Here is a 24789-nt window from a genome sequence, read left to right on the forward strand (position 1 = left end):
GCGAAAACGCCTTCTCCGGGGACAATGCAAGCCCGGTATCGCACCGGGCTTTTTTACACCGTAAAGCCAAGCATCATACCGGTATCTTCATGCTCCAGCAGATGACAGTGGGCCATATAAGCAAACTCTTTCGGTGCCTGATGCTCGAACTTCACCAGCACTTCACTGACGCCGCCCTCCACGCGTACCGTATCTTTCCAACCGCTGCGATGCGCCGCTGGCGGCTGGCCATTTTCGCTGAGGATACGGAACTGAGTACCGTGAATATGGAAAGGATGTAGCATCATGTCGCCCTTGCCGGAAATCAGCCAGCGCTCATGCTGCCCGCTGGCAGCCGCGAACATCGGCACATTCATATCAAAGGCTTTACCGTTGATGCGATTGGCGTTGTGGAAATCAAAGCCCTTCTCTGACGAAACGCCATGCCCCATTCCGCCGCCATGGTTCATATTCTTCATGTTGCCGTGATTCATATTCCCCATGCTGCTCATGTCGCCATGATCCATCATCATGCCATGGTTCATGCCGGACATTGCCTGGTCGCCATATTTCGTCATCAGCGCCTGCATGCCCATCATATCGAGCATTGGGTCCATTGAGAGCTGCAGCGTCCGCTGCGTTAAACCGTCCATGGATGGCAGCGCGGGCATCGCCGCCAGCGTATCCGGTAATTTGCCGGAAGCGGGGATTAACACCGGTTGTACGCGCAGTACCGGCTGCGGCTTATCAAATGGCGCGATCGCCATTCCCATCTGGCTGACCGGCAACGTCATCAGGTCAAATGCCTTACCGTCGCTGGTGTCGATCAAAACTTCAAAACGTTCTCCCATCAGCACCGGCAATTCACTGACTTTGACCGGCTCGGCCAACAGGCCGCCATCACTGGCCACAACGTACATCGGGCGGCGATCGCTGGTAGCGAAATTCAGTGAGCGGGCGTTACAACCATTAAGCAGACGCAAACGTAACCAACCACGCGGCGGAGCGTGCTCCGGATACAGCGCGCCGTTCGTCAGGAGAGTGTCGCCGAACCACCCCACCGCGGCACTCATGATATCGAGCTGATAATCGATCTCCCCGTTAGCAGTGAACTTTTTGTCTTGCACGATCACCGGAACATCATCGATTCCCCACTGCTTCGGTAACAGCAGTTGCCCGCTTTCAACATCGTCAATCAGCACCAGTCCCGCCAACCCCATTGCCACCTGGCGGCCGGTTTTACCATGCTGGTGTGGGTGGAACCAGCAGGTGGCCGCCCGCTGCGTCGGGGTAAAACTTACCGTTCTTGACCCCCCCGCCGCGATCACCCCCTGCGGACCACCATCAACTTCACCGGGAACCTCCAGCCCATGCCAGTGAACGGTGGTTTCTTCCGTCAGGCGGTTGTGAATATCAACCGTCACCGCCTCGCCTTGCTTGAGTTTTAGCGCAGGCCCCAGCAGATTACCGTTGTAGCCCCAGGTGGGAGCGAGATGCGGACCAAACTGCGTTTTTCCGCTCTGAATAGTCAGCGTAATGCGATTGCGCGCGTCGGCGGTCAATAAATCCGGAACCGGCAAAGCCGGGCGGCCAGCGGCGAACACCGAACGGCTCCAGAGCGGTAAGGCACTGGCCGCCCCGATCGCGGCGGTTAATTTGATAAACTCACGACGTTGCATTTTCACATCCTTTTATTCTGCTGGTGAATATTTAAGCTTAAACCCTCCCGCAACGGGAAGGTCAAGCAGAAGGTTGTGAATAAAGCTCTGCGTGGTGTAAAGAAGTGTGCTAACTTTGGTTGTCCGTGTTCCAATGGTAGAAAAAATGAAGACGTTTTTCAGAACAATGCTGTTTGGCAGCCTGCTCGCCCTCTCCGCCAATAGCTATGCACTAAGCGAGTCCGAAGCGGAAGATATGGCTGATTTAACGGCGGTATTTGTATTCCTGAAAAACGATTGCGGCTATCAAAATTTGCCAAATACGCAAATTCGCCGCGCGCTGGTCTTTTTTGCCCAACAAAACCAATGGGACCTCAGTAACTACGACAGCTTTAATATGAAAGCGCTGGGTGAAGACAGCTATCGCGATCTCAGCGGTATCAAAATTCCTACCTCCAAAAAATGCAAAGCCCTGGCGCGCGACTCCCTTAGCCTGCTGTCCTACGTGAAGTAAGTTTTACCCCAGCCGCCCAACGGCGGCTGTCAGACATGTGATCATCTTCTCCCGCGCGTCTTATTTTGTTGGTAGATTAATTTATCGATAAAAAGCACTTTCGATAATAACGCATTCAACTTGCGGTTAATTGTAAAATTAACCTCGCCAGCGGCCACTCTTCTATTACAACAGGCTGGCACGTTAAATATTTTTCCGGTTATTCGCGTACTTTTGCTCACCGTTATTTTAAAGAACCGGTTCGCCGACGGTTTACTATTCACCATATCAATCTCTATCTATAGTTGGCTATGATGTGGTGTCCGCTTTGCGGGCACTACAGAAGTTAACAAAGGAGGAGTACGCCGTGGCCGATAGCAATCAGTGGCATGAGACGCTGCATGACCATTTTGGTCAATATTTTACCGTTGATAACGTGCTGTACCATGAGAAGACCGATCATCAGGATTTAATCATCTTCGAAAACGCGGCATTTGGCCGCGTGATGGCGCTGGATGGCGTGGTACAAACCACCGAGCGCGATGAGTTTGTGTATCATGAGATGATGACCCACGTCCCGCTGCTGGCCCACGGTCAGGCGAAGCACGTGCTCATCATTGGCGGCGGCGATGGCGCGATGTTACGCGAGGTGTCCCGTCATCCTCACATCGACACCATTACCATGGTGGAAATCGACGCTGGCGTGGTGTCATTCTGTCGCCAATACCTGCCAAACCATAATGCCGGTGCCTATGACGATCCGCGTTTTACGCTGGTGATTGATGACGGCGTGAACTTCGTCACCCAAACGTCACAAACCTTTGATGTCATTATCTCCGACTGTACCGATCCGATCGGCCCCGGCGAGAGCCTGTTTACCTCGGCGTTTTATGCCGGTTGTAAACGCTGCCTGAATCCTGGTGGGATATTCGTCGCTCAGAACGGCGTGAGTTTCCTCCAGCAGGATGAGGCCGTCGGCAGCCATCGCAAACTCAGCCACTATTTTAGCGACGTCAGTTTCTATCAGGCGGCGATCCCGACCTATTACGGCGGCATGATGACTTTCGCCTGGGCGACCGATAATGAAGCCCTGCGCCATCTGTCGACAGAAATTATTCAGGCCCGCTTCCATAGCGCCAACCTGCAATGCCGCTACTACAACCCGGCGATTCATACCGCGGCCTTCGCCCTACCGCAGTACCTGCTGGATGCTCTGGCCGCCAGCTAACCTGAATTGAGGAGGTGAACCAAATTGAAAAAACTTAAGCTGCACGGCTTTAACAACCTGACCAAAAGCCTGAGTTTTTGTATTTACGATATCTGCTACGCCAAGACAGCCGACGAGCGCGATGGCTATATCGCCTATATCGATGAACTCTATAATGCCAACCGCCTGACGGAAATCCTCTCCGAGACCTGTTCTATCATCGGCGCTAATATTCTGAATATCGCGCGACAAGATTATGAACCCCAGGGCGCGAGCGTCACCATTCTGGTCAGCGAAGAGCCGATCGACCCGCAGCTTATCGACCAAACCGAACATCCGGGCCCGCTGCCTGAAACCGTGGTCGCCCATCTCGATAAAAGCCATATCTGCGTGCATACCTACCCGGAAAGTCACCCGGAAGGTGGGTTATGTACTTTCCGCGCGGATATTGAAGTCTCGACCTGCGGGGTCATTTCACCGCTGAAGGCGCTGAATTATCTTATCCACCAGTTGGAATCCGATATCGTGACTATCGATTACCGTGTACGCGGCTTTACCAGAGATATCAATGGAATGAAGCATTTCATCGACCATGAAATCAATTCCATTCAAAACTTCATGTCCGAGGACATGAAAGCGCTCTATGACATGGTGGACGTGAACGTCTATCAGGAAAATATCTTCCATACCAAATTGCTACTGAAAGAGTTCGATCTGAAACACTACATGTTCCACACCAGGCCGGAAGATTTAAGCGAAGAAGAGCGCAAAGTGATTACCGACTTGCTGTGGAAAGAGATGCGCGAAATTTACTACGCCCGCAATATTCCCGCAGTGTAATTGATGGGGGTAAGGATGCCCCCTTCTAACACCGGTTCGCCGGGAAACTCAGCAGAACGGAGTCAACGGACTCTTCTTCCGCGACCACCCGCAGCACCGCATCACCCAACTGGCGGCCAATAACCTCATGATCGACCGTAAACAAACAAGGCGAGGCGATAATTCTTGAGGAGAAATCACTGCTCGCGGCGGCGCACAGCATCGCGTGTTCATTCAACCCGCCACCCGGCAATGTCGCCAGGTAATGGCTCGCCCCCATTAGCAGGAAGTCGTTTATAAAGATAATAAAATCAGGATGATGTTGGTGTTGCATAAACTGGCGCGCCGCCATTTCACCCGAAGACTCCGTCACGGAGCCGAAGAAAATGAGCGCCTCATCGACCTCAAGATGAGCGTTGCGCATTTCCTCCAGGCAGCCTTCAAGAAACTGCCGACCATGCATGCTATCCGCGCCTAATGTGGCAATCGCCAGTCGCTGCGCACCCTGACTTAACGCATAGCGAACACAACTGCGCCCCATTTCCTGATGATGAAAATCAACCCAGTTGAAATGCCCCTCCAACGTCAGACTCTGCCCCATCGTGACAAAAGGAAACTGCAATTCATTGAGTAACGCGATACGCTCATCGTGAATGCGAGTATCGGTCAGAATGATGGCATCAGCGCGATTTTGCTCAATTATCTTGTGCAGTAGCTGGCGCTCGCCGTCACGGTCGGTGGTGATATGGATAACCGGATCGATCCCGCTCTCTTTCAGGCTAGCCTGCAGCCCTCTGGCGATACGCATAAAGAAGGACGCCGTGTGGATGTTGCCGCCGTCAGCCGCGGGCAACAACAAGGCGACAACCCCGACCTTACCGCTGCGCAGATGCCGTGCGGAAGCATTTGGCCGGTAGCCCAGTTGCTCAGCCGCAGCAAGAACCTTTTTCCGGGTATGGCTGCTGATATCACTTTTATTATTTAACGCCTTCGACACCGTTGCCGTGGAAAGACCGAGAGACGCCGCCAGTTCTTTAATATTCATCGTTCGTTATGGACTAAATAGCTTCCAACAAGGATATTCCTGCCAATCTAAACCATTAACTTTTTACTGACAATAAGAAATCCGTAATAGACGATTTAATTGTGCAATAGCGATCACAATTGTGTGTTAAAGATCGTTGATCGCAATATTTTTCAGATCTAGCATAAAACAATACGAAATCGATTAAGTATTTTTTTAAAAACATCTTATTTATAATTTAATCGCTGACAAAGGTCATCTCAAATGCAACTAGATAACACCCTTTCAGTCTCAGCAACACGTCACAAAACCCGGCCGCAGGTTATCTGGATATGCCTGCTTGCGGCGCTGGCAGGCCTCCTGTTCGGCCTGGATATCGGCGTCATTTCCGGCGCGCTGCCGCTTATCGCTAAAGAGTACCATTTACTCGATCGGCAACAGGAGTGGATCGTCAGTTCGATGATGGTCGGCGCAGCGGCAGCGACGCTATGTAGCGGTTTTCTGGCCTATCGCTTCGGCCGCAAATATGCGCTGTTGATTGCCGCCGCCTCTTTCTGCCTTGGCGCGATTATCTGCACCTGCGCAGCGAGTGCCGATATGCTGATTATCGGCCGCTTGATCCTCGGGGTGGGGCTTGGCGTCGCCTCCTATGCAACGCCTCTCTATCTTTCTGAAATAACGCCGAAAAATATTCGTGGGGCCATGATTTCCGCCTACCAGCTGATGATCGCTCTCGGTATTCTTATCGTCTTTCTGACCAATACCGCATTCAGCTACAGCGGCAACTGGCGCGGGATGTTACTGGTGGTCGCGATCCCTTCGTTAATCTTTCTGTTTGGCGCGCTGTTTCTTCCCCGCAGCCCCCGCTGGCTTATGATCCATGGGCGGGAGGAAGATGCCCGTAACGTACTGCTGCGCCTGCGTAATCACCGTGATGAAGTAGAAAACGAATTACGAGAAATTAAAGAGCAGCTCAAGGTCAAACAACAGGGTTGGCATTTATTTAAAGAAAACCGCAATTTCCGCCGTAGCGTTGGTCTGGGTATTACCCTGCAGATCATGCAGCAGTTTTCCGGTGTTAACGTCATGATGTACTACGCGCCGCGTATCTTTCATGAAATCGGCTTCGCTTCGACGGCGGATCAAATGTGGGGAACGGTGATCGTCGGTTTTGTCATGACCATTGCAACCTTTATCGCCGTCGGTTTCGTCGATCGCTGGGGGCGCAAGCCCATGTTGTATACCGGTTTTATAACAATGGGTATCGCGATGGCAGTAGTCGGTACGTTGTTAGGCGGCGAGGCGCTGTCAGTGGCGGAGAAAGGGATCACCGTCGCCATGCTGCTGCTGTTTATCGTTGGGTTCTCAATGTCAGCCGGTCCGCTTATCTGGCTGCTGTGCTCGGAAATTCAGCCGCTGAAGGGTCGCGAATTCGGCATCACCTGCTCCACATTTACCTGCCATATTGCCGGAATGGTCGTCAGCGCTACCTTCTTATCATTGTTAAATTCATTAGGAAGTGCCCACACCTTTTACCTGTATGCGCTATTAAACATCGTTGCGCTGATTATTATTTTCCGTTTTGTCCCTGAGACGAAAAATATCTCTCTGGAGCAGATTGAAAAAAATCTGATGGCAGGAACGCCGTTGCGTAATATTGGCCGCTAAACATGGAGCCCGGAGATGAGTTTTTTAGAGTTTAACCACGATAATTTTTATATTTCATTTGAACTTAACCATAACGGAAATATATATATCAGTCGATTTGCAACGCATCCTCATGCGGAAACCCGCGGCGAGTTCCCCTTGCTGCAGATTCACGCCAGCGGCTACAACCAAAACGATCACCATGCGCGTAAACATACCGGCAGCGAACCCGGATCTTCACTTCGTTACCAGACGCACCGTAAGAGCGAAAACGCGATGGGAAGCAAGCTGGAAATCGAGCTACAGGGAGAAGAACTCCATGCCTGCTGGCATTTACAGCACTTTCGCGGGCTGGCCGCCGCTCGCATCTGGTGCGACGTTTTCAACCATAGCGATGAACCTATTGGACTGGAATACGTCAGTTCCCTGGCGCTGTATGCTATCGGCAGCCTGCCGTGGGAAAAATCCGCTCGCCTGCATCTGCCGCACAATAACTGGTATGGCGAAGCGCAATGGAAAAGTAACTCGCTTGCCGAACTCGGTCTGGAAAAGGTGAACCGCTTCTCGCTCGATCGTATCTCGATTGAAAATACCAGCACCTGGTCAAGTATCGGTTATCTACCCTGCGCCGCTTTTGAAGATACCGCCGCAGGGACCACGTTGCTGTGGCAAATCGAGCATAATGGCTCATGGCAGTGGGAGATCGGCGACTATCGCGACCAGTTGTACCTGCAGGTCAGCGGCCCAACCGAAAATGAGAACCACTGGTGGAAGCAGCTGGCGCCCGGCGACAGCTTTACCTCCGTGCCGGTCGCCATAGCCCTGGTTCCCGGGGGGCTCGACGCGGCGCTGCGTGAGATAACCCGCTACCGTCGGCGAATCCTGCGTCCATCGGCGGACAATACCACCCTGCCGGTGATCTTTAACGACTATATGAACTGTCTTTCCGGCGATCCGACCACGGAAAAGCTCTTCCCGCTCATCGATGCGGCAGCAGAAGCCGGCTGTGAATATTTCTGTATCGACTGTGGCTGGTATTCGGATGGTGAATGGTGGGATGGCGTCGGCGAATGGCAGCCTTCAGCCGCGCGTTTTCCCGGCGGGATCCGCGAACCGCTGCAATATATCGCCGCCAAAGGGATGAAATCAGGTCTGTGGCTGGAGCTTGAAGTGATGGGCATCGCCTGCCAGTTAGCGCATACCCTGCCCGATGAATGCTTTTTTATCCGCCACGGCAAAAGAGTCATCGATCATCAACGCTATCAGCTCGATTTCCGCCACCCTCTGGTGCAGGCCCACGCCGATCGGGTCATCACACGACTGGTAGAAGAATATGGCGTTAGCTATATCAAAATGGATTACAACATTAACGCGGGCAGCGGCACCGAACTGGCCGCCGATAGCCCCGGCGACGGTCTGTTGCAGCATAACCGCGCGTGGCTGGCATGGCTGAAAAAAACGCTGGATCGCTATCCGCAACTGGTCATTGAAAACTGCGGCAGCGGCGGGCTGCGGATGGATTATGCCCTGTTACAGCAGCACAGTATTCAATCGGTGTCGGATCAAACCGACTATCGATTGATGGCCTGTATCGCCGCCGCCTCTGCTTCCGCGGTCACGCCGGAACAGGCGGCGATTTGGTCATATCCGTTGCGCGAGGGCGACCGGGAAGAGGTGATCATGAATATGGTCAACAGCCTGCTACTGCGGGTGCATCAGAGCGGTCATCTGGCGGAATTGAGCGATGAACGTTTTGCATTAGTTTGCGAAGGAATAGCCTTGTATAAAACCTATCGTCAACACATCCCGCATCTGGAGCCTTTCTGGCCTCTGGGAATGCCTTCTTTCACATCTCCCTGGCTGGTGTTCGGGCTACGTAATGCACGGGAAGCGTGGCTGGCGGTGTGGCGGATGGAGAGCGATCAGGAGGTCATCACGCTCCCTCTTCCCCACGTTGAAACGATGACCTGCGTTTATCCGCGGGCCGAACAACAACGCTGTCAGCCTGTTGTGCAATTGCAAACCGTCAACGTCGCCCTACCGCAAAAAATGACGGCAAGATTGTTTCATCTGACGTTCGGCTAATGCCCCATTGATGGAGATATCCCTGCTCGCGCTACACTTAGCAGGGCTACGGTTTTGCGCCGTCCGGTAACCCGCCCGGGGATTTTCCCTGCTCGCGCTACGCTCAGCAGGGCTACGGTTTTGCGCCGTCCGGTAGCCCGGGTCAGGCGTCAGCCGCCGCCCGGCATTAACGTTGCTGCATAAATTCACGGTACGCGGCGACCACCTGCAGAAAGTCCTCTACGCCGCACAGTGAGAGGCTTTCTTCGTCGTAATAACTCATCCCCTCTTCCATTTCATCGCCGGAAAATTCCAGTTGGTTGGCGCGGATCATCACTTCTTCGCCATCCAGCCACAACGTATATTCATGGCCGGCCCGCTGCCAGGAACGTTCACTGCCTTTCACGGTGCGCGCGGCCTGCTCCACTTCATCCAGAAGGGCCAGGTTGTCTTTCACCTCTTCGTTGAACCAGTGGCCAATTGCCTCGTGGTCCATCGACATTCGCACCTTTACCACACCGGTAATATCGCGCAGAAATTCGTAATCCATAGTCTTTTCCTCTGCAAGGGCAATGCGTCACCGCTGCACTGTACCCATAGAGTAATTATCGCAGCAGACAGGAAGAAAAAAAGCGTAACGGGTGGGAGGTTTGGAAATAAAAATGCCCGGTGATGCAATGTTCACCGGGCATTGGAGAGTTTGTAGACAAACGGTCAGCCAGGCTGACCGAATGTATTACACTGCGGTCTGGAAGATCACGCCGTCAGCTTTTTCAGTGTACTGATCCAGCTGGTTAAAGTTCAGATAACGGTAAGTATCTTCCGCCGTCTTATCAACCTGAGCCACGAAGGTCTGGTACTCTTCCGGCGTCGGCAGTTTACCCAGCAGGGAAGCCACCGCTGCCAGTTCGGCAGAAGCCAGGTAGACATTCGCGCCAGTACCTAAACGGTTCGGGAAGTTACGGGTCGAGGTCGAAACGACCGTCGCACCGTCAGCAACACGCGCCTGGTTACCCATACACAGGGAACAACCAGGGATCTCGATACGCGCACCGCTCTTACCAAACACGCTGTAGTAGCCTTCTTCAGTCAGCTGCGCGGCATCCATACGGGTTGGCGGCGCCACCCACAGACGCGTCGGCAGTTGGCCTTTGTGGCTGTCCAACAGCTTACCGGCCGCACGGAAGTGGCCGATGTTGGTCATGCAGGAACCGATGAACACTTCGTCGATCTTCTCGCCCTGCACGTCAGACAGCAGGCGAGCATCGTCCGGATCGTTCGGCGCGCACAGGATTGGCTCTTTGATATCCGCCAGATCGATGTCGATCACCGCCGCGTATTCCGCGTCAGCATCGGCTTCCAACAGTTGCGGATCCGCCAACCATTTTTCCATGCCCTGAATACGACGTTCCAGAGTACGACGGTCGCCGTAGCCTTCAGCAATCATCCACTTCAGCAGAACGATGTTGGAGTTCAGATACTCAACGATCGGTTCCTGGTTCAGCTTGATGGTACAACCTGCGGCAGAACGTTCAGCAGACGCATCGGTCAGCTCAAATGCCTGTTCCACTTTCAGATCCGGCAGACCTTCGATTTCAAGGATGCGGCCAGAGAAGATGTTTTTCTTACCTTTCTTCTCAACGGTCAGCAGACCCTGCTTGATAGCGTACAGCGGGATAGCGTGGACCAGGTCGCGCAGGGTGATACCCGGCTGCATTTTACCTTTGAAGCGCACCAGTACCGATTCCGGCATATCCAGCGGCATCACGCCGGTCGCGGCGGCGAAGGCCACCAGACCAGAGCCCGCCGGGAAGGAGATACCGATCGGGAAACGGGTATGGGAGTCGCCGCCGGTACCCACGGTATCAGGCAGCAGCATACGGTTCAGCCAGGAGTGGATGACGCCATCGCCCGGACGCAGAGAAACGCCACCGCGGTTCATAATGAAGTCCGGCAGAGTATGGTGCGTGGTCACGTCAACCGGCTTCGGATAGGCCGCAGTGTGGCAGAAGGACTGCATCACCAGGTCAGCGGAGAAGCCCAGGCACGCCAGGTCTTTCAGTTCATCACGGGTCATCGGACCGGTGGTGTCCTGAGAACCGACGGAAGTCATCTTCGGCTCGCAGTAAGCGCCCGGACGAATACCGGCAACGCCGCAGGCGCGGCCAACCATTTTCTGCGCCAGAGAGAAGCCGCGGCTGCTTTCCGCTACGTCTTTCGCCTGACGGAATACGTCGCTGTGCGGCAGACCCAGCGATTCGCGCGCTTTAGTGGTCAAGCCGCGACCGATGATCAGCGGAATACGGCCGCCAGCGCGAACTTCATCAACCAGTACATCGGTTTTCAGCTCAAAGCTTGCCAGCAGTTCGTTAGTTTCGTGGTTGCGCACTTCGCCTTTGAACGGGTAAACGTCAATCACGTCGCCCATGTTCAGGTTGTTCACGTCCACTTCAATGGGCAGTGCGCCCGCATCTTCCATAGTGTTGAAGAAGATAGGCGCGATTTTGCCGCCCAGGCACAGACCGCCGCCGCGCTTGTTCGGCACGTTCGGGATATCGTCGCCCATGAACCACAACACCGAGTTGGTGGCGGATTTACGCGATGAACCGGTACCCACAACGTCGCCGACGTAGGCCAGCGGGAAACCTTTCTGCGCAAGCGCTTCGATTTGTTTGATTGGGCCAACTACACCTGGCTGATCCGGCTCAATGCCTTCACGGGCGTTTTTCAGCATCGCCAGCGCGTGCAGCGGGATATCCGGGCGGGACCAGGCATCTGGTGCCGGAGACAGGTCATCGGTGTTGGTTTCGCCGGTCACTTTGAATACGGTGACGGTGATCTTTTCCGCCAGCTGCGGACGGTTCAGGAACCACTCGGCGTCAGCCCAGGATTTCATCACCTGTTTCGCGTACTCGTTGCCCGCTTTGGCTTTCTCTTCTACGTCGTAGAAGTTATCGAACATCAGCAGGGTATGGGACAGCGCTTTCGCGGCGATCGGCGCCAGTTTAGCGTCGTCCAGCGCGTCGATCAGCGGATGGATATTGTAACCGCCCTGCATAGTGCCCAGCAGTTCAACGGCTTTTTCAGGAGTAATCAGCGGAGAGGTCGCTTCGCCTTTAGCGATAGCGGCAAGGAATCCAGCTTTAACATAGGCGGCTTCGTCGACGCCTGGCGGTACACGGTTGATAAGCAGATCTAACAGGAATTCTTCTTCACCCGCAGGCGGGTTTTTCAGCAGTTCTACCAGCGCGGCCATTTGGGTTGCGTCTAAGGGTTTGGCAACAATCCCCATGGCGGCACGCTCAGCTACGTGCTTACGGTATTCTTCTAGCACGACGGTTCTCCTCGCTCTCATTGTCATAATGCGGCCTACACGTCTTCAATCAATCTGCTTCTGCGTTGGCTTCTCTTGCCGCCTTGACGCATCTTGAATGATTTAGTGGCTGGGCGATTTTCTTCACGCTCCTGTGAGACAGTAGTTTGTAGGGTAAATGCCCGATACCGCGTCGGCAGCATAGCAGGATTTTTGAAAGGTGTTAATCTGTTTACAAAAAAGCAACATTAAAATTTAGCTGAATCGTTAAGGGCAGGATATTGCAGGCTTTCCGTTCAATTCCCGGTAGATAAATTTATTTCTGTTACAGATTTATCAATGGAATCCCAACAAAAATCAAAAAAACCAATCTGACATTCATATACTCACTAAACTGCGCCGTTTTCGCCGATACTTTAGCGAGATGGGTAACTTTTTTGTGTCAGGAGCTTCCATGTCACTACCGTTCAAACCCCATATTATTGCCCTGCTCTGCAGCGCGGGCTTACTCGCGGCGGCGGGAACGCTATATGTTAAAAGCCGAGCCCCGGAGACTATCACCGAACCACCGGTGACGGCGCAACCCGCACCGACACCGACGCCGACGCCGACGCCCGCGGCTGCTCAACCGGTCGCGGCTACCTACACGCAAGCGCAAATTGACCAATGGGTGGCGCCAATCGCGCTCTACCCGGATAGCCTGCTATCACAGGTGCTGATGGCCTCCACCTACCCGGATAACGTTATGCAGGCGGTACAGTGGTCGCAGGATAATCCGTCCATGAAAGGCGATGCGGCCGTTCAGGCAGTAGCCAATCAGCCGTGGGATCCCAGCGTAAAATCGCTCGTCGCCTTCCCTGCTCTGCTGGCGATGATGGGCGAGAATCCGCCGTGGGTTGAAAACCTCGGCAACGCGTTTTTAGCTCAGCCGCATGATGTGATGGACTCGGTACAACGCCTGCGCGCCATTGCGCAGCAGACCGGTACGCTGAAATCCACGCCGCAGCAAAAAGTGATCGTGACCACGCCGACGGCCTCAACGTCATCGAGAAGCAGCACCGTATCGACTTCCACCACCACCACGGCGCCCGCCCCTTCACAGATCATTAAAATTGAACCGGCGAATCCGGAAGTGGTGTATGTCCCCAGTTATAACCCCACCACCGTCTACGGCAGTTGGCCGAATAGCGCCTATCCGCCGGTTTATCTGCCACCCCCTCCCGGGGAACAGTTTACCGACAGCTTCGTCAAAGGTTTCGGTTATAGCCTCGGCGTCGCCACTACCTGGGCGCTGTTTAGCAGCATCGACTGGGATCATCATGATGATGATTACTACCATCATGATGACGATTACCATCATGGCGGTTACCAGCATAATGGTGATAACATCAATATTAATGTGAATAATTTCAATCACATTACCGGGCAAAATCTGCCAGGCAATCAGGTTAACTGGCAGCACAATCCCGCCTATCGTGGCAATGTGCCTTATCCGAATAACAATGTCTCTCAGCGCTTCCATCAGACCAACGTCCCCGGCGGACTGAGCGCCACGCAGCATGCGCCGGTCGATCGCAGCGCTCAGCGCCAGGCGGCGTTAAATCAGCTCCCGCAGCACAACGCGCCGGTTGCCGCCGCGGGCAACCTGGCGGCGAATAATGCCTCGCGCGATGCCCAGCGTCAGGCGGCCTCACAACAGCTGAAGCAGGTCACGCAGCGTAGCAACTACCGCGGTTACGACAGCACGCCGACCGCGGCCCAACAACAGCATCGCGCCGCGGCAAAAACGCAGCTGCAAAACCCTACGCCACAGCAGCAGCAACATCGCGAGGCGGTGAAGAGCCGCGTACAGAACCCTACGCCTCAACAGCAGCAGCGCCGCCAGCAGATCCAATCCGCGACCCCGGCTCAGCGTCAGCAGACGGTCAGCCACCTGCGCGCTAACGCCCTTAGCGGCAACGAAAGTCGCTCGCCTTCCTGGCAATCGCAGCAGGCGCGTGGACTGCAGAGCCGTCAGATTTCCGGCTTAAGTAGCGAGCAGCGCAGCGCCGGCAGAGAGCGTCTTGCCGAACACCATGAATTGCGTCGTCGTTGAGGATCAGCAGATGAGAAAACCATTACAGGTAGCCCTATTCACGTTAATGCTGTCGCCGTTCGCCGCCTTCGCCCAGCAGCAGTTCGCCACGCCGGAACAGGCGGCCAGCGCGCTGGCTGACGCGATCGGTCAACATAACGACGCCGCGCTGACCAACCTGCTCGGCGATAACTGGCAGCAGTTTTTACCCTCCGATGGCATCGACCCCAACGCCGTCGATCGTTTTCAGCGCGACTGGCGGGTGAAACACGTCATCGTACAGCAGGACAATAACGCCTGGCTCGATGTCGGCAGCGAAGCATGGCGGTTGCCGATTCCCATCGTCAAAGAGGCGCAAGGCTGGCGCTTTGATATGGCAGCCGGCGAGGATGAAATACTCACTCGCGCCATCGGCCGCAATGAACTGTCGGCGATTGCCGCCATGCACGCCTACGTCGATGCGCAGCAAGACTACTACCGGCTGAATCATCGTTGGGCGCAGAAAATCATCAGCAGCGAAGGTCAAAAAGATGGGCTGTACTGGCCGACATCGCCGGGCGAACCACCTAGCCCGCTTGGTCCGGCCTTTAGCCCAACGACGCCCGGCACCGGCTACCATGGCTATCACTTCCGGATTATCGCCGACAGCGATAATCAGGGCGTCGCATTAGTGGCCTGGCCGGTGGAATGGGGAGAAAGCGGCGTGATGAGCTTTATGATCGATCAGAACGACCAGGTCTATCAGGCAAATCTGGGCGAGGAAAGCGCCACCAAAGCGCAGTCGATGACCCATTTTGCCCCCGACGCAGATGCCGGATGGCAGGCAATCAAGCAATAAAAAAAAGCCCGGTTGCGCCATAGCAACCGGGCATCTTCATTTGCTTAACCTTGATGCGGCATCAATGATGGATAGCCAGCGAAAGCCGGTTTTGCGCTGGTCAGCGCCGCTTCATCAGAACTGATGCTCCCCGAGTTCGCCGCCCACACGCCTTCATGGGTCTTCGTTATCAGCTGATGCTGCGCATTCAGATTCTGCCCCATCGCCGCAATATGCGTACTTTCGGTACCGCCGCTGTTCGCAGCCCAGGGAATCGTTACATCAGCCGCGCAGGCCAGACCGGATACGAACGTCGTGGCTAACAGCGCCGTGGTTAAAAAGCGTTTCATTTTACACCTCATACATAATTAACTACCTACTAGTTTAGGAAGTTATTATGTGCAAATTATGTATAAGGTGTAGCGGTTTATTAATGTAGACATAGTTCTAAACATCAGACATAAAAAAGCGGCTCCAGGAGCCGCTTATCCATTTTGCCTGAAAGAAAAAGTTACTTTTTCTTCGCTTTGGCATTCGGCAGATCGGTGATGCTGCCTTCGAAGACTTCTGCCGCCAGGCCCACGGACTCGTGCAGTGTCGGGTGAGCGTGGATAGTCAGCGCGATATCTTCAGCGTCGCAACCCATTTCGATAGCCAGACCGATTTCACCCAGCAGCTCGCCGCCGTTGGTGCCGACAATCGCGCCGCCGATAACACGGTGGGTCTCTTTGTCGAAGATCAGTTTGGTCATACCGTCTGCGCAGTCGGAAGCGATAGCACGGCCGGAAGCTGCCCACGGGAAGGTGGCGGTTTCGTAGCTGATGCCTTTTTCTTTCGCTTCTTTCTCAGTCAGACCAACCCATGCAACTTCTGGTTCAGTGTACGCGATGGACGGGATAACTTTCGGATCGAAGTAGTGTTTCAGGCCGGAGATAACTTCTGCGGCAACGTGACCTTCGTGCACGCCTTTGTGCGCCAGCATCGGCTGACCGACGATATCGCCGATAGCAAAGATGTGCGGCACGTTGGTGCGCATTTGTTTGTCAACGCGGATGAAGCCGCGATCGTCAACTTCAACGCCTGCTTTACCTGCTTCGAGGTTTTTACCATTCGGTACGCGACCGATAGCCACCAGCACCGCGTCGTAACGCTGCGCTTCAGCCGGCGCTTTTTTGCCTTCCATGGAAACGTAAATACCGTCTTCTTTCGCTTCAACGGCAGTCACTTTGGTTTCCAGCATCAGGTTGAATTTCTTGCTGATGCGTTTAGTGAAGACTTTAACCACGTCTTTGTCGGCAGCCGGGATAACCTGATCGAACATTTCAACCACGTCAATCTCTGAACCCAGCGCATGGTATACGGTACCCATTTCCAGACCGATGATACCGCCGCCCATAACCAGCATGCGTTTCGGTACAGATTTCAGTTCCAGAGCGTCGGTGGAGTCCCATACGCGCGGATCTTCATGCGGGATAAACGGCAGCTGAATCGGACGGGAGCCCGCCGCGATGATCGCGTTGTCGAAGTTGATGACGGTTTTGCCGTTTTCACCTTCCACTTCCAGGGTGTTAGCGCCGGTGAATTTACCCAGACCGTTAACCACCTTCACTTTACGACCTTTGGCCATGCCAGCCAGACCACCGGTCAGCTGAGTGATAACTTTTTCTTTCCAGGTGCGGATCTTGTCAATGTCAGTTTTCGGTTCGCCGAAAACGATGCCGTGTTCGGCCAGCGCTTTCGCTTCTTCGATAACTTTAGCAACGTGCAGCAGTGCTTTAGAAGGGATACAGCCAACGTTCAGGCAAACGCCGCCCAGGGAGCTGTAACGTTCTACGATGACGGTTTCCAGACCTAAATCAGCGCAACGGAAGGCTGCAGAGTAGCCTGCAGGACCTGCCCCAAGTACCACGACCTGAGTTTTGATTTCAGTACTCATCATGACCTCTGTAATTTATATCCGGCGGGTCTGACGCTATTATTCTTACGCCCAAGTCCACCGGGACGTTCTATCCGCGTGTATTTTACAAAATTGTTAACAATTTTTAAACAACAAACGGCAAACGATTTTGTCCTTTGTTGCTGATAATCCCAAACATACTGAGATTATCAGAAAAAAGCCGGCCGTCAGGCCGGCTTTTTCGATTACATCACCAGGCGGCGAATGTCGCTCAAGGTGTTGTTAATGATGGTAATAAAGCGGGCACCATCAGCACCGTCGATCACGCGGTGGTCGAAGGACAGAGAGATCGGCATCATCAGACGCGGAACGAACTCTTTACCATTCCATACTGGCTCCATCGCGGACTTAGATACGCCCAGGATGGCCACTTCCGGCGCGTTAACAATCGGCGCGAAGTGGGTCGTCCCCAGGCCGCCGATGCTGGAGATGGTGAAGCAACCGCCCTGCATTTCGCCAGCGGTCAGCTTACCATCGCGCGCTTTCTTAGAGATGGTCGTCAGTTCGCGAGACAGCTCGGTGATGCTCTTCTTGTTCACGTCTTTGAAGACCGGAACCACCAGACCGTTCGGAGTATCAACCGCGACGCCAATGTTGATGTATTTCTTCAGCGTCAGACGCTGACCATCTTCAGACAGAGAACTGTTGAAGCGCGGCATCTGTTCCAGAGCAGCGGCAACGGCTTTCATGATGAAGACCACCGGGGTGAATTTCACGTCCAGTTTACGCTTCTCAGCTTCAGCATTCTGCTGCTTACGGAACGCTTCCAGATCGGTGATATCGGTTTTGTCGAAGTGCGTAACGTGCGGGATCATCACCCAGTTACGGCTCAGGTTAGCACCAGAGATTTTCTGGATACGGCCCAGTTCCACTTCTTCGATTTCACCAAACTTGCTGAAGTCGACTTTCGGCCACGGCAGCATGCCTGGCAGACCGCCGCCAGCGGCAGCAGCCGGTGCAGCTTCAGCGCGTTTAACCGCGTCTTTCACGTAAGCCTGAACGTCTTCGCGCAGGATACGACCTTTACGGCCAGTCCCTTTCACTTTCGCCAGGTTAACGCCGAATTCGCGCGCCAGGCGGCGAATCAGCGGAGTCGCGTGAACATAAGCGTCGTTCTCAGCGAACTCGGTTTTACCTTCTGCTTTCGCAGCCGGTGCGGCAGCGGGTTTAGCAGCCTGAGCCGGTGCAGCAGCAGGGGCTGGAGCCGCCGCGGCAGCTGGAGCGGCAGCAGGTGCTGCGCCTTCTACTTCGAAGACCATGATCAGGGAACCGGTGGACACTTTGTCGCCGGTGCTGATTTTGATCTCTTTCACGGTACCCGCGAATGGCGCCGGAACTTCCATAGAGGCTTTGTCGCCTTCGACGGTGATCAGTGACTGTTCAGCGGCAATTTTATCGCCGACTTTCACCATCACTTCGGTGACTTCAACTTCGTCGCCGCCGATATCCGGTACGTTAACGTCTTTCACGCCAGCCGCTGCTGCCGGTGCCGAGGCAGCCGGAGCGGCAGCCTGTGCCGGAGCGGCTGCAGGCGCAGCGCCCGCCACTTCGAAGACCATGATCAGGGAGCCGGTGGACACTTTGTCGCCGGTGTTGATTTTGATCTCTTTCACGGTACCCGCGAACGGTGCCGGAACTTCCATAGAAGCTTTGTCGCCTTCTACGGTGATCAGGGATTGCTCAGCGGCGATGGTGTCGCCCACTTTAACCATGATTTCGGTGACTTCAACTTCATCGCCGCCGATATCCGGTACGTGAACTTCTTTCGCCGCGCTCGCTGCCGGCGCTGCTGCCGGTGCCGGAGCGGCCGCTTTCTCTTCCTGCGCAGGCGCAGCGGCTGCTGCACCCTCGGCGGAATCGAAAATCATAATCAGTTTGCCAGTCTCGGTTTTGTCGCCGACGGAGACTTTAATCTCTTTCACGACGCCAGCCTGCGGAGACGGGACTTCCATAGAGGCTTTGTCGCCTTCTACGGTGATCAGCGACTGTTCAGCTTCAACTTTGTCGCCAACTTTGACCAGGATCTCGGTGATTTCAACTTCATCAGCCCCGATGTCCGGTACTTTGATTTCGATAGCCATTGTTCTCTTACCTCTTACGCCAGACGCGGGTTAACTTTATCTGCATCGATGTCGAATTTAGCGATGGCGTCAGCCACGACTTTCTTATCGATTTCACCACGTTTAGCCAGTTCGCCCAGCGCCGCAACAACCACGTAGGAAGCATCCACTTCGAAGTGGTGACGCAGGTTTTCACGGCTGTCGGAACGACCGAAGCCATCGGTACCCAGTACGCGGTAATCATCAGCCGGTACGTAAGTACGAACCTGCTCGGCGAACAGTTTCATATAGTCAGTTGATGCCACTGCCGGAGCGTCGTTCATCACCTGAGCGATGTACGGAACGCGCGGAGTTTCCATCGGGTGCAGCATGTTCCAGCGTTCGCAATCCTGGCCGTCGCGCGCCAGTTCGGTGAAGGAGGTGACGCTGTACACGTCAGAGCCAACGCCGTAGTCTTTCGCCAGGATCTGCGCTGCTTCACGGACGTGACGCAGGATAGAACCGGAGCCCAGCAGCTGAACTTTACCTTTGCTACCTTCGAGGGTTTCGAGTTTGTAGATACCTTTACGGATACCTTCCTCGGCGCCTTCCGGCATGGCCGGCATGTGGTAGTTTTCGTTCAGCGTGGTGATGTAGTAGTAAACGTTCTCTTGCGCTTCGCCGTACATACGTACCAGACCGTCATGCATGATGACAGCAACTTCGTATGCGTAAGACGGGTCGTAGGAGATGCAGTTCGGGATAGTCAGAGACTGAATGTGGCTGTGACCATCTTCGTGCTGCAGACCTTCGCCGTTCAGCGTCGTACGACCGGAAGTACCGCCAATCAGGAAGCCGCGAGCCTGCTGATCGCCAGCCGCCCAGCACAGATCGCCGATACGCTGGAAGCCGAACATCGAGTAGTAGATGTAGAACGGAATCATCGGCAGGTCGTTGGTGCTGTAAGAGGTCGCAGCAGCCAGCCAGGATGCGCCTGCGCCCAGCTCGTTGATACCTTCCTGCAGGATCTGGCCTTTCTCGTCTTCTTTGTAGTATGCAACCTGCTCACGGTCCTGCGGGGTGTACTGCTGGCCGTTCGGGCTATAGATACCGATCTGACGGAACAGACCTTCCATACCGAAAGTACGCGCTTCATCGGCGATGATCGGCACCAGACGATCTTTGATCGACTTGTTCTTCAGCATCACGTTCAGGGCGCGAACGAAAGCGATAGTGGTGGAGATTTCTTTGTTTTGCTCTTCCAGCAGCGCGCTGAAGTCGGCCAGGGTCGGCAGCTCCAGTTTCTCAGTGAATTTCGGCTGACGAGTCGGCAGGTAGCCGTTCAGCTTCTCACGTTGAGCATGCAGGTAGGAGTGCTCTTCGGAACCTTCCGGGAAGGTCACGTACGGCAGTTTTTCGATATCGGCATCAGCCACCGGCACATTGAAACGATCGCGGACGTAGCGAACGCCATCCATGTTCATTTTCTTAACCTGGTGCGCGATGTTTTTACCTTCAGCGGTGTCGCCCATACCATAACCTTTGATGGTATGCGCCAGAATCACGGTCGGCTGGCCTTTGGTATCCTGCGCTTTTTTCAGTGCGGCAAAGACTTTCTTCGGATCGTGACCACCGCGGTTCAGTGCCCAGATCTGCTCATCGGTCCAGTCAGCAACCAGCGCTGCGGTTTCCGGGTATTTACCGAAGAAGTGCTCACGAACATACGCGCCATCTTTGGATTTGAAGGTCTGGTAGTCGCCGTCAACGGTTTCGTTCATCAGCTGAATCAGCTTACCGCTGGTGTCTTTACGCAGCAGCTCATCCCAACGACCGCCCCAGATAACCTTGATAACGTTCCAGCCAGCACCACCGAAGATGCCTTCCAGTTCGTTAATGATTTTACCGTTACCGGTGACCGGGCCATCCAGACGCTGCAGGTTGCAGTTGATGACGAAGACCAGGTTGTCCAGTTTTTCACGGGTCGCGATGGTGATGGCGCCTTTAGATTCCGGCTCATCCATCTCGCCGTCGCCCAGGAAGGCGTAAACGGTTTGTGCAGAGGTGTCTTTCAGACCGCGGTGTTCCAGATATTTCAGGAATTTAGCCTGATAGATTGCGCCCAACGGCCCCAGACCCATCGATACGGTCGGGAACTGCCAGAATTCCGGCATCAGTTTCGGGTGCGGATAAGAGGACAGACCATTACCGTGAACTTCCTGACGGAAGTTGTTCATCTGCTCTTCAGTCAGACGACCTTCCAGGAAGGCACGTGCGTAAACGCCCGGAGAGATGTGGCCCTGGAAGTAAACCAGATCGCCGCCGTCTTTCTCAGTGCGCGCACGGAAGAAGTGGTTGAAGCAAACTTCGTAGAAGGTCGCGGAAGACTGGTAGGATGCCATGTGGCCGCCCAGTTCCAGATCTTTCTTCGATGCGCGCAGAACGGTCATGATGGCGTTCCAACGGATCGCTGAACGAATACGGCGTTCCAGCTCCAGATTACCCGGGTATTCCGGTTCATCTTCAACGGCAATAGTGTTGACATAATTATGAGCTGCCGCACCGGCCGCTACTTTCACGCCGCCTTTGCGGGCCTCTGAAAGAAGCTGGTCGATCAGATACTGAGCACGCTCAACACCTTCTTCACGGATGACCGATTCGATCGCCTGTTGCCAGTCGCGAGTTTCGATCGGATCCACGTCATTTTGGAAACGTTCTGACATGGGGGTATTCCTTATCTATCTAATCGTTGATTTAACTGGAACCTGTCCCATTGAACTCTTTGTTCTTCTCTATTCTGAACAACCAAAAATTCAATAAGACAGGTTCTGCGTTTAGTTGCCGCGCTCTAAAAAATGGCGCTTAAGAACCGGAGTTCTCGTCCTTTCGTTGCTGTAAACGACGCAGTGAACGCTCTCTACGACTCTGTTCACGGCTACGATCCAGCAAAATTTCCTCAATGAACGCCAGGTGACGGTGCGACGCCTCACGCGCCTGCTCCGGCTCCCCGGCCATTATCGCCTCAAAAATACGAGTACGATGGTTGCTGACCAACGGGAGCATTTCCCGGCGGGCATACAGCAATTCAAAGTTCTGACGAACGTTCTGTGCCAGCATCGGCTCCATACACCTTAGCAGATGGAGCAACACCACATTATGCGCCGCTTCGGTGACGGCGATTTGGTACTGGACGACAGCGTCGGATTCGGCGTCGAGATCGCCGGACTGTTGGGCCCGTTCAATGGCTTGATGCAGCTCGCGAATACGGTCGCGATCTTCATCATTGCAGCGCAGCGCCGCATAATAGGCTGCGATGCCTTCCAGCGCGTGACGGGTTTCCAGCAGATCGAATTGGGATTCAGGGTGGTCGGACAGTAGCTCGACCAGCGGGTCGCTAAAGCTCTGCCATAGGCTGCTCTGTACAAAGGTTCCACCGCCCTGGCGACGAAGCAACAGGCCCTTGGCTTCAAGGCGCTGAATCGCCTCACGGAGCGAGGGACGGGAAACGTCGAACTGTTTTGCCAGTTCGCGTTCAGGCGGGAGTTTTTCACCGGGGCGCAATGTCCCCTCAAGAATCAGAAACTCCAGCTGCTGCTCTATCACATCAGATAGTTTTGGTTGGCGGATCTTGCTGTAGGCCATATTCCCTGTCTCTGCCATTCGCCCGGAGTCAATTGGTCTTACCAATTTAAAGTTCGTAGCGCTAAAGTAACAAAGTATTCACCTTCTGTCCATACAGGTTTTGATTGAAATCAGTAAACCAGGCCTTTTTTAACAACCTTACAGAAATAACGTTTCAGAAATGTAACCTTGCACAAAAATTACATTTACCCAGTAAGAGGTATCATTAACGTTATATAAACGAAAAAATACGCTTTCTGAACCGATTCACCCGCCATATAAACGCAATCAAAAGCACATTTTATGAATGAATAATCAATTTGGGTCATCTTGAAGAGATATATAAAAAGATGACAAATGGTGTCTTTTTGTTCACTCCGTCATCATCCCTTCATAAAGCAGGTGCATTCGCACGCCCTTACCATTATTCTCCATAACACGAAAGGCCTTCGAGATAATTTATGCCTCGCCTGCCGTAAAGAAATTAATACAAAGACGGAATTTCATAATTACACAAACACAACAATGTGTGCGTTGCGTCACTTGGGTAAAAACTGGCCTCAAACGCCTTGAAATTAGCTAACTATGCTATTTGGCAGAGACGGACAGCGAAGCAGCAACCTGAAGGATGAAGCGTATAAACATAATAACCACACACGAGGTTTCATGATGGAAGGTCAACAGCATGGCGATCGACTCAAGCGCGGCTTGAAGAACCGCCATATACAGCTCATTGCGCTAGGAGGCGCTATTGGTACGGGCTTATTCCTGGGTAGTGCGTCAGTCATTCAATCTGCAGGTCCTGGTATTATCCTCGGCTACGCTGTCGCCGGGTTTATCGCCTTCCTGATCATGCGTCAGCTCGGCGAAATGGTCGTTGAAGAACCGGTTGCCGGTTCGTTCAGTCATTTCGCCTACAAATACTGGGGCGGCTTTGCTGGCTTCGCCTCCGGTTGGAACTACTGGGTGCTGTACGTACTGGTCGCCATGGCGGAGCTCACCGCCGTCGGCAAATATATCCAGTTCTGGTGGCCGGAAATTCCCACCTGGGTCTCCGCTGCGGTCTTCTTCATCGCCATTAACGCGATTAACCTGACCAACGTGAAAGTCTTCGGTGAAATGGAGTTCTGGTTCGCGATTATCAAAGTGGTCGCGGTCGTCGCAATGATCCTGTTCGGCGCCTGGTTGCTGTTCAGCGGCAACGGCGGCCCGCAGGCCACCGTGCGTAACCTGTGGGATCAAGGCGGCTTCCTGCCGCACGGCTTCACCGGCCTGGTGATGATGATGGCGATCATTATGTTCTCGTTCGGCGGCCTGGAGCTGGTGGGGATCACCGCAGCGGAAGCAGACAACCCGGAAAAGAGCATCCCGAAAGCCACTAACCAGGTAATCTACCGTATCCTTATTTTCTATGTAGGCTCGCTGGCGGTGCTGCTCTCCCTGCTGCCGTGGACGCGCGTGACCGCGGATACCAGCCCGTTCGTTCTGATCTTCCATGAACTCGGCGACACGCTGGTGGCGAACGCTCTGAACATCGTGGTGCTGACGGCGGCGCTCTCGGTCTATAACAGCTGCGTCTACTGCAACAGCCGCATGCTGTTTGGCCTCGCGCAGCAGGGCAATGCGCCGAAAGCGCTGCTCAGCGTCGACAAACGCGGCGTGCCGGTCAACACCATCCTGGTGTCAGCGGTGGTCACCGCGCTGTGCGTATTGATCAACTATCTGGCGCCGGAATCGGCATTCGGCCTGCTGATGGCGCTGGTCGTCTCCGCATTGGTGATTAACTGGGCGATGATCAGCCTCGCGCACATCAAGTTCCGTCGGGCGAAGCAACAGGAAGGCGTGAAGACGCGTTTCCCGGCGCTGTTCTATCCGCTGGGCAACTGGGTGTGCCTGCTGTTTATGGTGGCGGTATTAGTCATCATGCTGATCACCCCGGGGATGGCGATTTCGGTATGGCTGATCCCGGTATGGATTGTGATTCTCGGCATTGGTTATCTGTTTAAACAGAAAAGTGCGGGCATCGTAAAAGCATAATAATACATCTCTTAACGCCGTGTTCGTTCGCTGCTGACGGGCA

At 54.2% G+C, this 24789-nt stretch carries 17 protein-coding genes; 8 read left to right on the plus strand and 9 right to left on the minus strand.

The features are described 5' to 3' along the window. Positions 1–53 precede the first annotated feature (53 nt). The gene (gene cueO, locus PYR66_19070) at positions 54–1658 is read right to left on the minus strand and encodes a multicopper oxidase CueO (protein WEF27362.1); all 1605 of its coding nucleotides are present in this window, start codon (positions 1656–1658) and stop codon (positions 54–56) included. A gap of 145 nt (positions 1659–1803) precedes the next feature. On the opposite strand from cueO, the gene PYR66_19075 reads away from it, so the two are divergent. The 3 genes from PYR66_19075 to speD all read left to right on the plus strand — a co-directional run bounded on the left by PYR66_19075 (position 1804) and on the right by speD (position 4177). Continuing rightward, positions 1804–2151 (plus strand): YacC family pilotin-like protein, encoded by a 348-nt coding sequence (locus PYR66_19075; GenBank protein ID WEF27363.1) that lies wholly within the window; start codon positions 1804–1806, stop codon positions 2149–2151. A gap of 346 nt (positions 2152–2497) precedes the next feature. Beyond that, entirely contained in the window at positions 2498–3358 is an 861-nt protein-coding gene (gene speE, locus PYR66_19080; GenBank protein WEF27364.1) for a polyamine aminopropyltransferase, read from the plus strand. 24 nt (positions 3359–3382) lie between these two features. Then, positions 3383–4177, plus strand: coding sequence for an adenosylmethionine decarboxylase (gene speD / locus PYR66_19085; protein ID WEF27365.1), 795 nt, complete (start codon positions 3383–3385; stop codon positions 4175–4177). A gap of 25 nt (positions 4178–4202) precedes the next feature. Here speD and PYR66_19090 read toward each other — a convergent pair whose 3' ends face one another. Further along, positions 4203–5201, minus strand: coding sequence for a LacI family DNA-binding transcriptional regulator (locus PYR66_19090; protein WEF27366.1), 999 nt, complete (start codon positions 5199–5201; stop codon positions 4203–4205). A gap of 243 nt (positions 5202–5444) precedes the next feature. On the opposite strand from PYR66_19090, the gene PYR66_19095 reads away from it, so the two are divergent. Together PYR66_19095 and PYR66_19100 are read left to right on the plus strand one after the other, a co-directional pair. Beyond that, on the plus strand, positions 5445–6848 hold the full coding sequence (locus tag PYR66_19095) for a sugar porter family MFS transporter (protein ID WEF27367.1): 1404 nt from the start codon (positions 5445–5447) through the stop codon (positions 6846–6848). A 15-nt stretch (positions 6849–6863) separates the two neighbouring features. Further along, positions 6864–8912 carry an alpha-galactosidase gene (locus PYR66_19100; protein WEF27368.1) on the plus strand — a complete coding sequence of 683 codons (2049 nt, stop codon included), beginning with the start codon at positions 6864–6866 and terminating at the stop codon, positions 8910–8912. A gap of 166 nt (positions 8913–9078) precedes the next feature. Here the strand turns inward: PYR66_19100 and yacL are convergent, their stop codons facing one another. Both yacL and acnB read right to left on the minus strand, forming a co-directional pair. Then, positions 9079–9441, minus strand: a complete 363-nt coding sequence (yacL, locus tag PYR66_19105) for a protein YacL (GenBank protein ID WEF27369.1) — start codon at positions 9439–9441, stop codon at positions 9079–9081. Positions 9442–9627: 186 nt separating this feature from the next. After that, positions 9628–12225 (minus strand): bifunctional aconitate hydratase 2/2-methylisocitrate dehydratase, encoded by a 2598-nt coding sequence (gene acnB / locus PYR66_19110; GenBank protein ID WEF27370.1) that lies wholly within the window; start codon positions 12223–12225, stop codon positions 9628–9630. Positions 12226–12658: 433 nt separating this feature from the next. Between acnB and PYR66_19115 the strand changes: the two genes are divergently transcribed. Both PYR66_19115 and PYR66_19120 read left to right on the plus strand, forming a co-directional pair. After that, complete coding sequence (locus tag PYR66_19115; protein ID WEF27371.1) at positions 12659–14299, plus strand: DUF3300 domain-containing protein; 1641 nt, start codon at positions 12659–12661, stop codon at positions 14297–14299. Between the two features lie 10 nt (positions 14300–14309). Further along, complete coding sequence (locus PYR66_19120; GenBank protein ID WEF27372.1) at positions 14310–15116, plus strand: DUF2950 family protein; 807 nt, start codon at positions 14310–14312, stop codon at positions 15114–15116. A 44-nt stretch (positions 15117–15160) separates the two neighbouring features. Here the strand turns inward: PYR66_19120 and PYR66_19125 are convergent, their stop codons facing one another. The 5 genes from PYR66_19125 to pdhR form a co-directional block, all read right to left on the minus strand. Then, on the minus strand, positions 15161–15445 hold the full coding sequence (locus PYR66_19125) for a hypothetical protein (protein ID WEF27373.1): 285 nt from the start codon (positions 15443–15445) through the stop codon (positions 15161–15163). Between the two features lie 161 nt (positions 15446–15606). After that, positions 15607–17031, minus strand: a complete 1425-nt coding sequence (gene lpdA / locus PYR66_19130) for a dihydrolipoyl dehydrogenase (protein WEF30507.1) — start codon at positions 17029–17031, stop codon at positions 15607–15609. Positions 17032–17237: 206 nt separating this feature from the next. Then, positions 17238–19133 (minus strand): pyruvate dehydrogenase complex dihydrolipoyllysine-residue acetyltransferase, encoded by a 1896-nt coding sequence (gene aceF, locus PYR66_19135; protein WEF27374.1) that lies wholly within the window; start codon positions 19131–19133, stop codon positions 17238–17240. A 14-nt stretch (positions 19134–19147) separates the two neighbouring features. After that, on the minus strand, positions 19148–21811 hold the full coding sequence (gene aceE / locus PYR66_19140) for a pyruvate dehydrogenase (acetyl-transferring), homodimeric type (GenBank protein ID WEF27375.1): 2664 nt from the start codon (positions 21809–21811) through the stop codon (positions 19148–19150). A 139-nt stretch (positions 21812–21950) separates the two neighbouring features. Beyond that, on the minus strand, positions 21951–22730 hold the full coding sequence (gene pdhR, locus PYR66_19145; GenBank protein WEF30508.1) for a pyruvate dehydrogenase complex transcriptional repressor PdhR: 780 nt from the start codon (positions 22728–22730) through the stop codon (positions 21951–21953). A 645-nt stretch (positions 22731–23375) separates the two neighbouring features. On the opposite strand from pdhR, the gene aroP reads away from it, so the two are divergent. Further along, positions 23376–24746: an aromatic amino acid transporter AroP gene (gene aroP / locus PYR66_19150; GenBank protein WEF27376.1), complete on the plus strand. Its 1371-nt coding sequence runs from the start codon at positions 23376–23378 to the stop codon at positions 24744–24746. Positions 24747–24789 lie beyond the last annotated feature (43 nt).

It is taken from the genome of Klebsiella aerogenes (assembly GCA_029027985.1).
GTDB lineage: Bacteria > Pseudomonadota > Gammaproteobacteria > Enterobacterales > Enterobacteriaceae > Klebsiella > Klebsiella aerogenes_A.

Excerpts from the sequence above, each read along its gene's own strand:
- cueO (WEF27362.1), bottom strand. The coding sequence starts at position 1,658 with ATGCAACGTCGTGAGTTTATCAAATTAACCGCCGCGATCGGGGCGGCC.
- PYR66_19075 (WEF27363.1), top strand. The coding sequence starts at position 1,804 with ATGAAGACGTTTTTCAGAACAATGCTGTTTGGCAGCCTGCTCGCCCTC.
- PYR66_19090 (WEF27366.1), bottom strand. The coding sequence starts at position 5,201 with ATGAATATTAAAGAACTGGCGGCGTCTCTCGGTCTTTCCACGGCAACG.
- PYR66_19095 (WEF27367.1), top strand. The coding sequence starts at position 5,445 with ATGCAACTAGATAACACCCTTTCAGTCTCAGCAACACGTCACAAAACC.
- PYR66_19100 (WEF27368.1), top strand. The coding sequence starts at position 6,864 with ATGAGTTTTTTAGAGTTTAACCACGATAATTTTTATATTTCATTTGAA.
- yacL (WEF27369.1), bottom strand. The coding sequence starts at position 9,441 with ATGGATTACGAATTTCTGCGCGATATTACCGGTGTGGTAAAGGTGCGA.
- PYR66_19115 (WEF27371.1), top strand. The coding sequence starts at position 12,659 with ATGTCACTACCGTTCAAACCCCATATTATTGCCCTGCTCTGCAGCGCG.
- PYR66_19120 (WEF27372.1), top strand. The coding sequence starts at position 14,310 with ATGAGAAAACCATTACAGGTAGCCCTATTCACGTTAATGCTGTCGCCG.
- PYR66_19125 (WEF27373.1), bottom strand. The coding sequence starts at position 15,445 with ATGAAACGCTTTTTAACCACGGCGCTGTTAGCCACGACGTTCGTATCC.
- lpdA (WEF30507.1), bottom strand. The coding sequence starts at position 17,031 with ATGAGTACTGAAATCAAAACTCAGGTCGTGGTACTTGGGGCAGGTCCT.
- aceF (WEF27374.1), bottom strand. The coding sequence starts at position 19,133 with ATGGCTATCGAAATCAAAGTACCGGACATCGGGGCTGATGAAGTTGAA.
- aceE (WEF27375.1), bottom strand. The coding sequence starts at position 21,811 with ATGTCAGAACGTTTCCAAAATGACGTGGATCCGATCGAAACTCGCGAC.
- pdhR (WEF30508.1), bottom strand. The coding sequence starts at position 22,730 with ATGGCCTACAGCAAGATCCGCCAACCAAAACTATCTGATGTGATAGAG.
- aroP (WEF27376.1), top strand. The coding sequence starts at position 23,376 with ATGATGGAAGGTCAACAGCATGGCGATCGACTCAAGCGCGGCTTGAAG.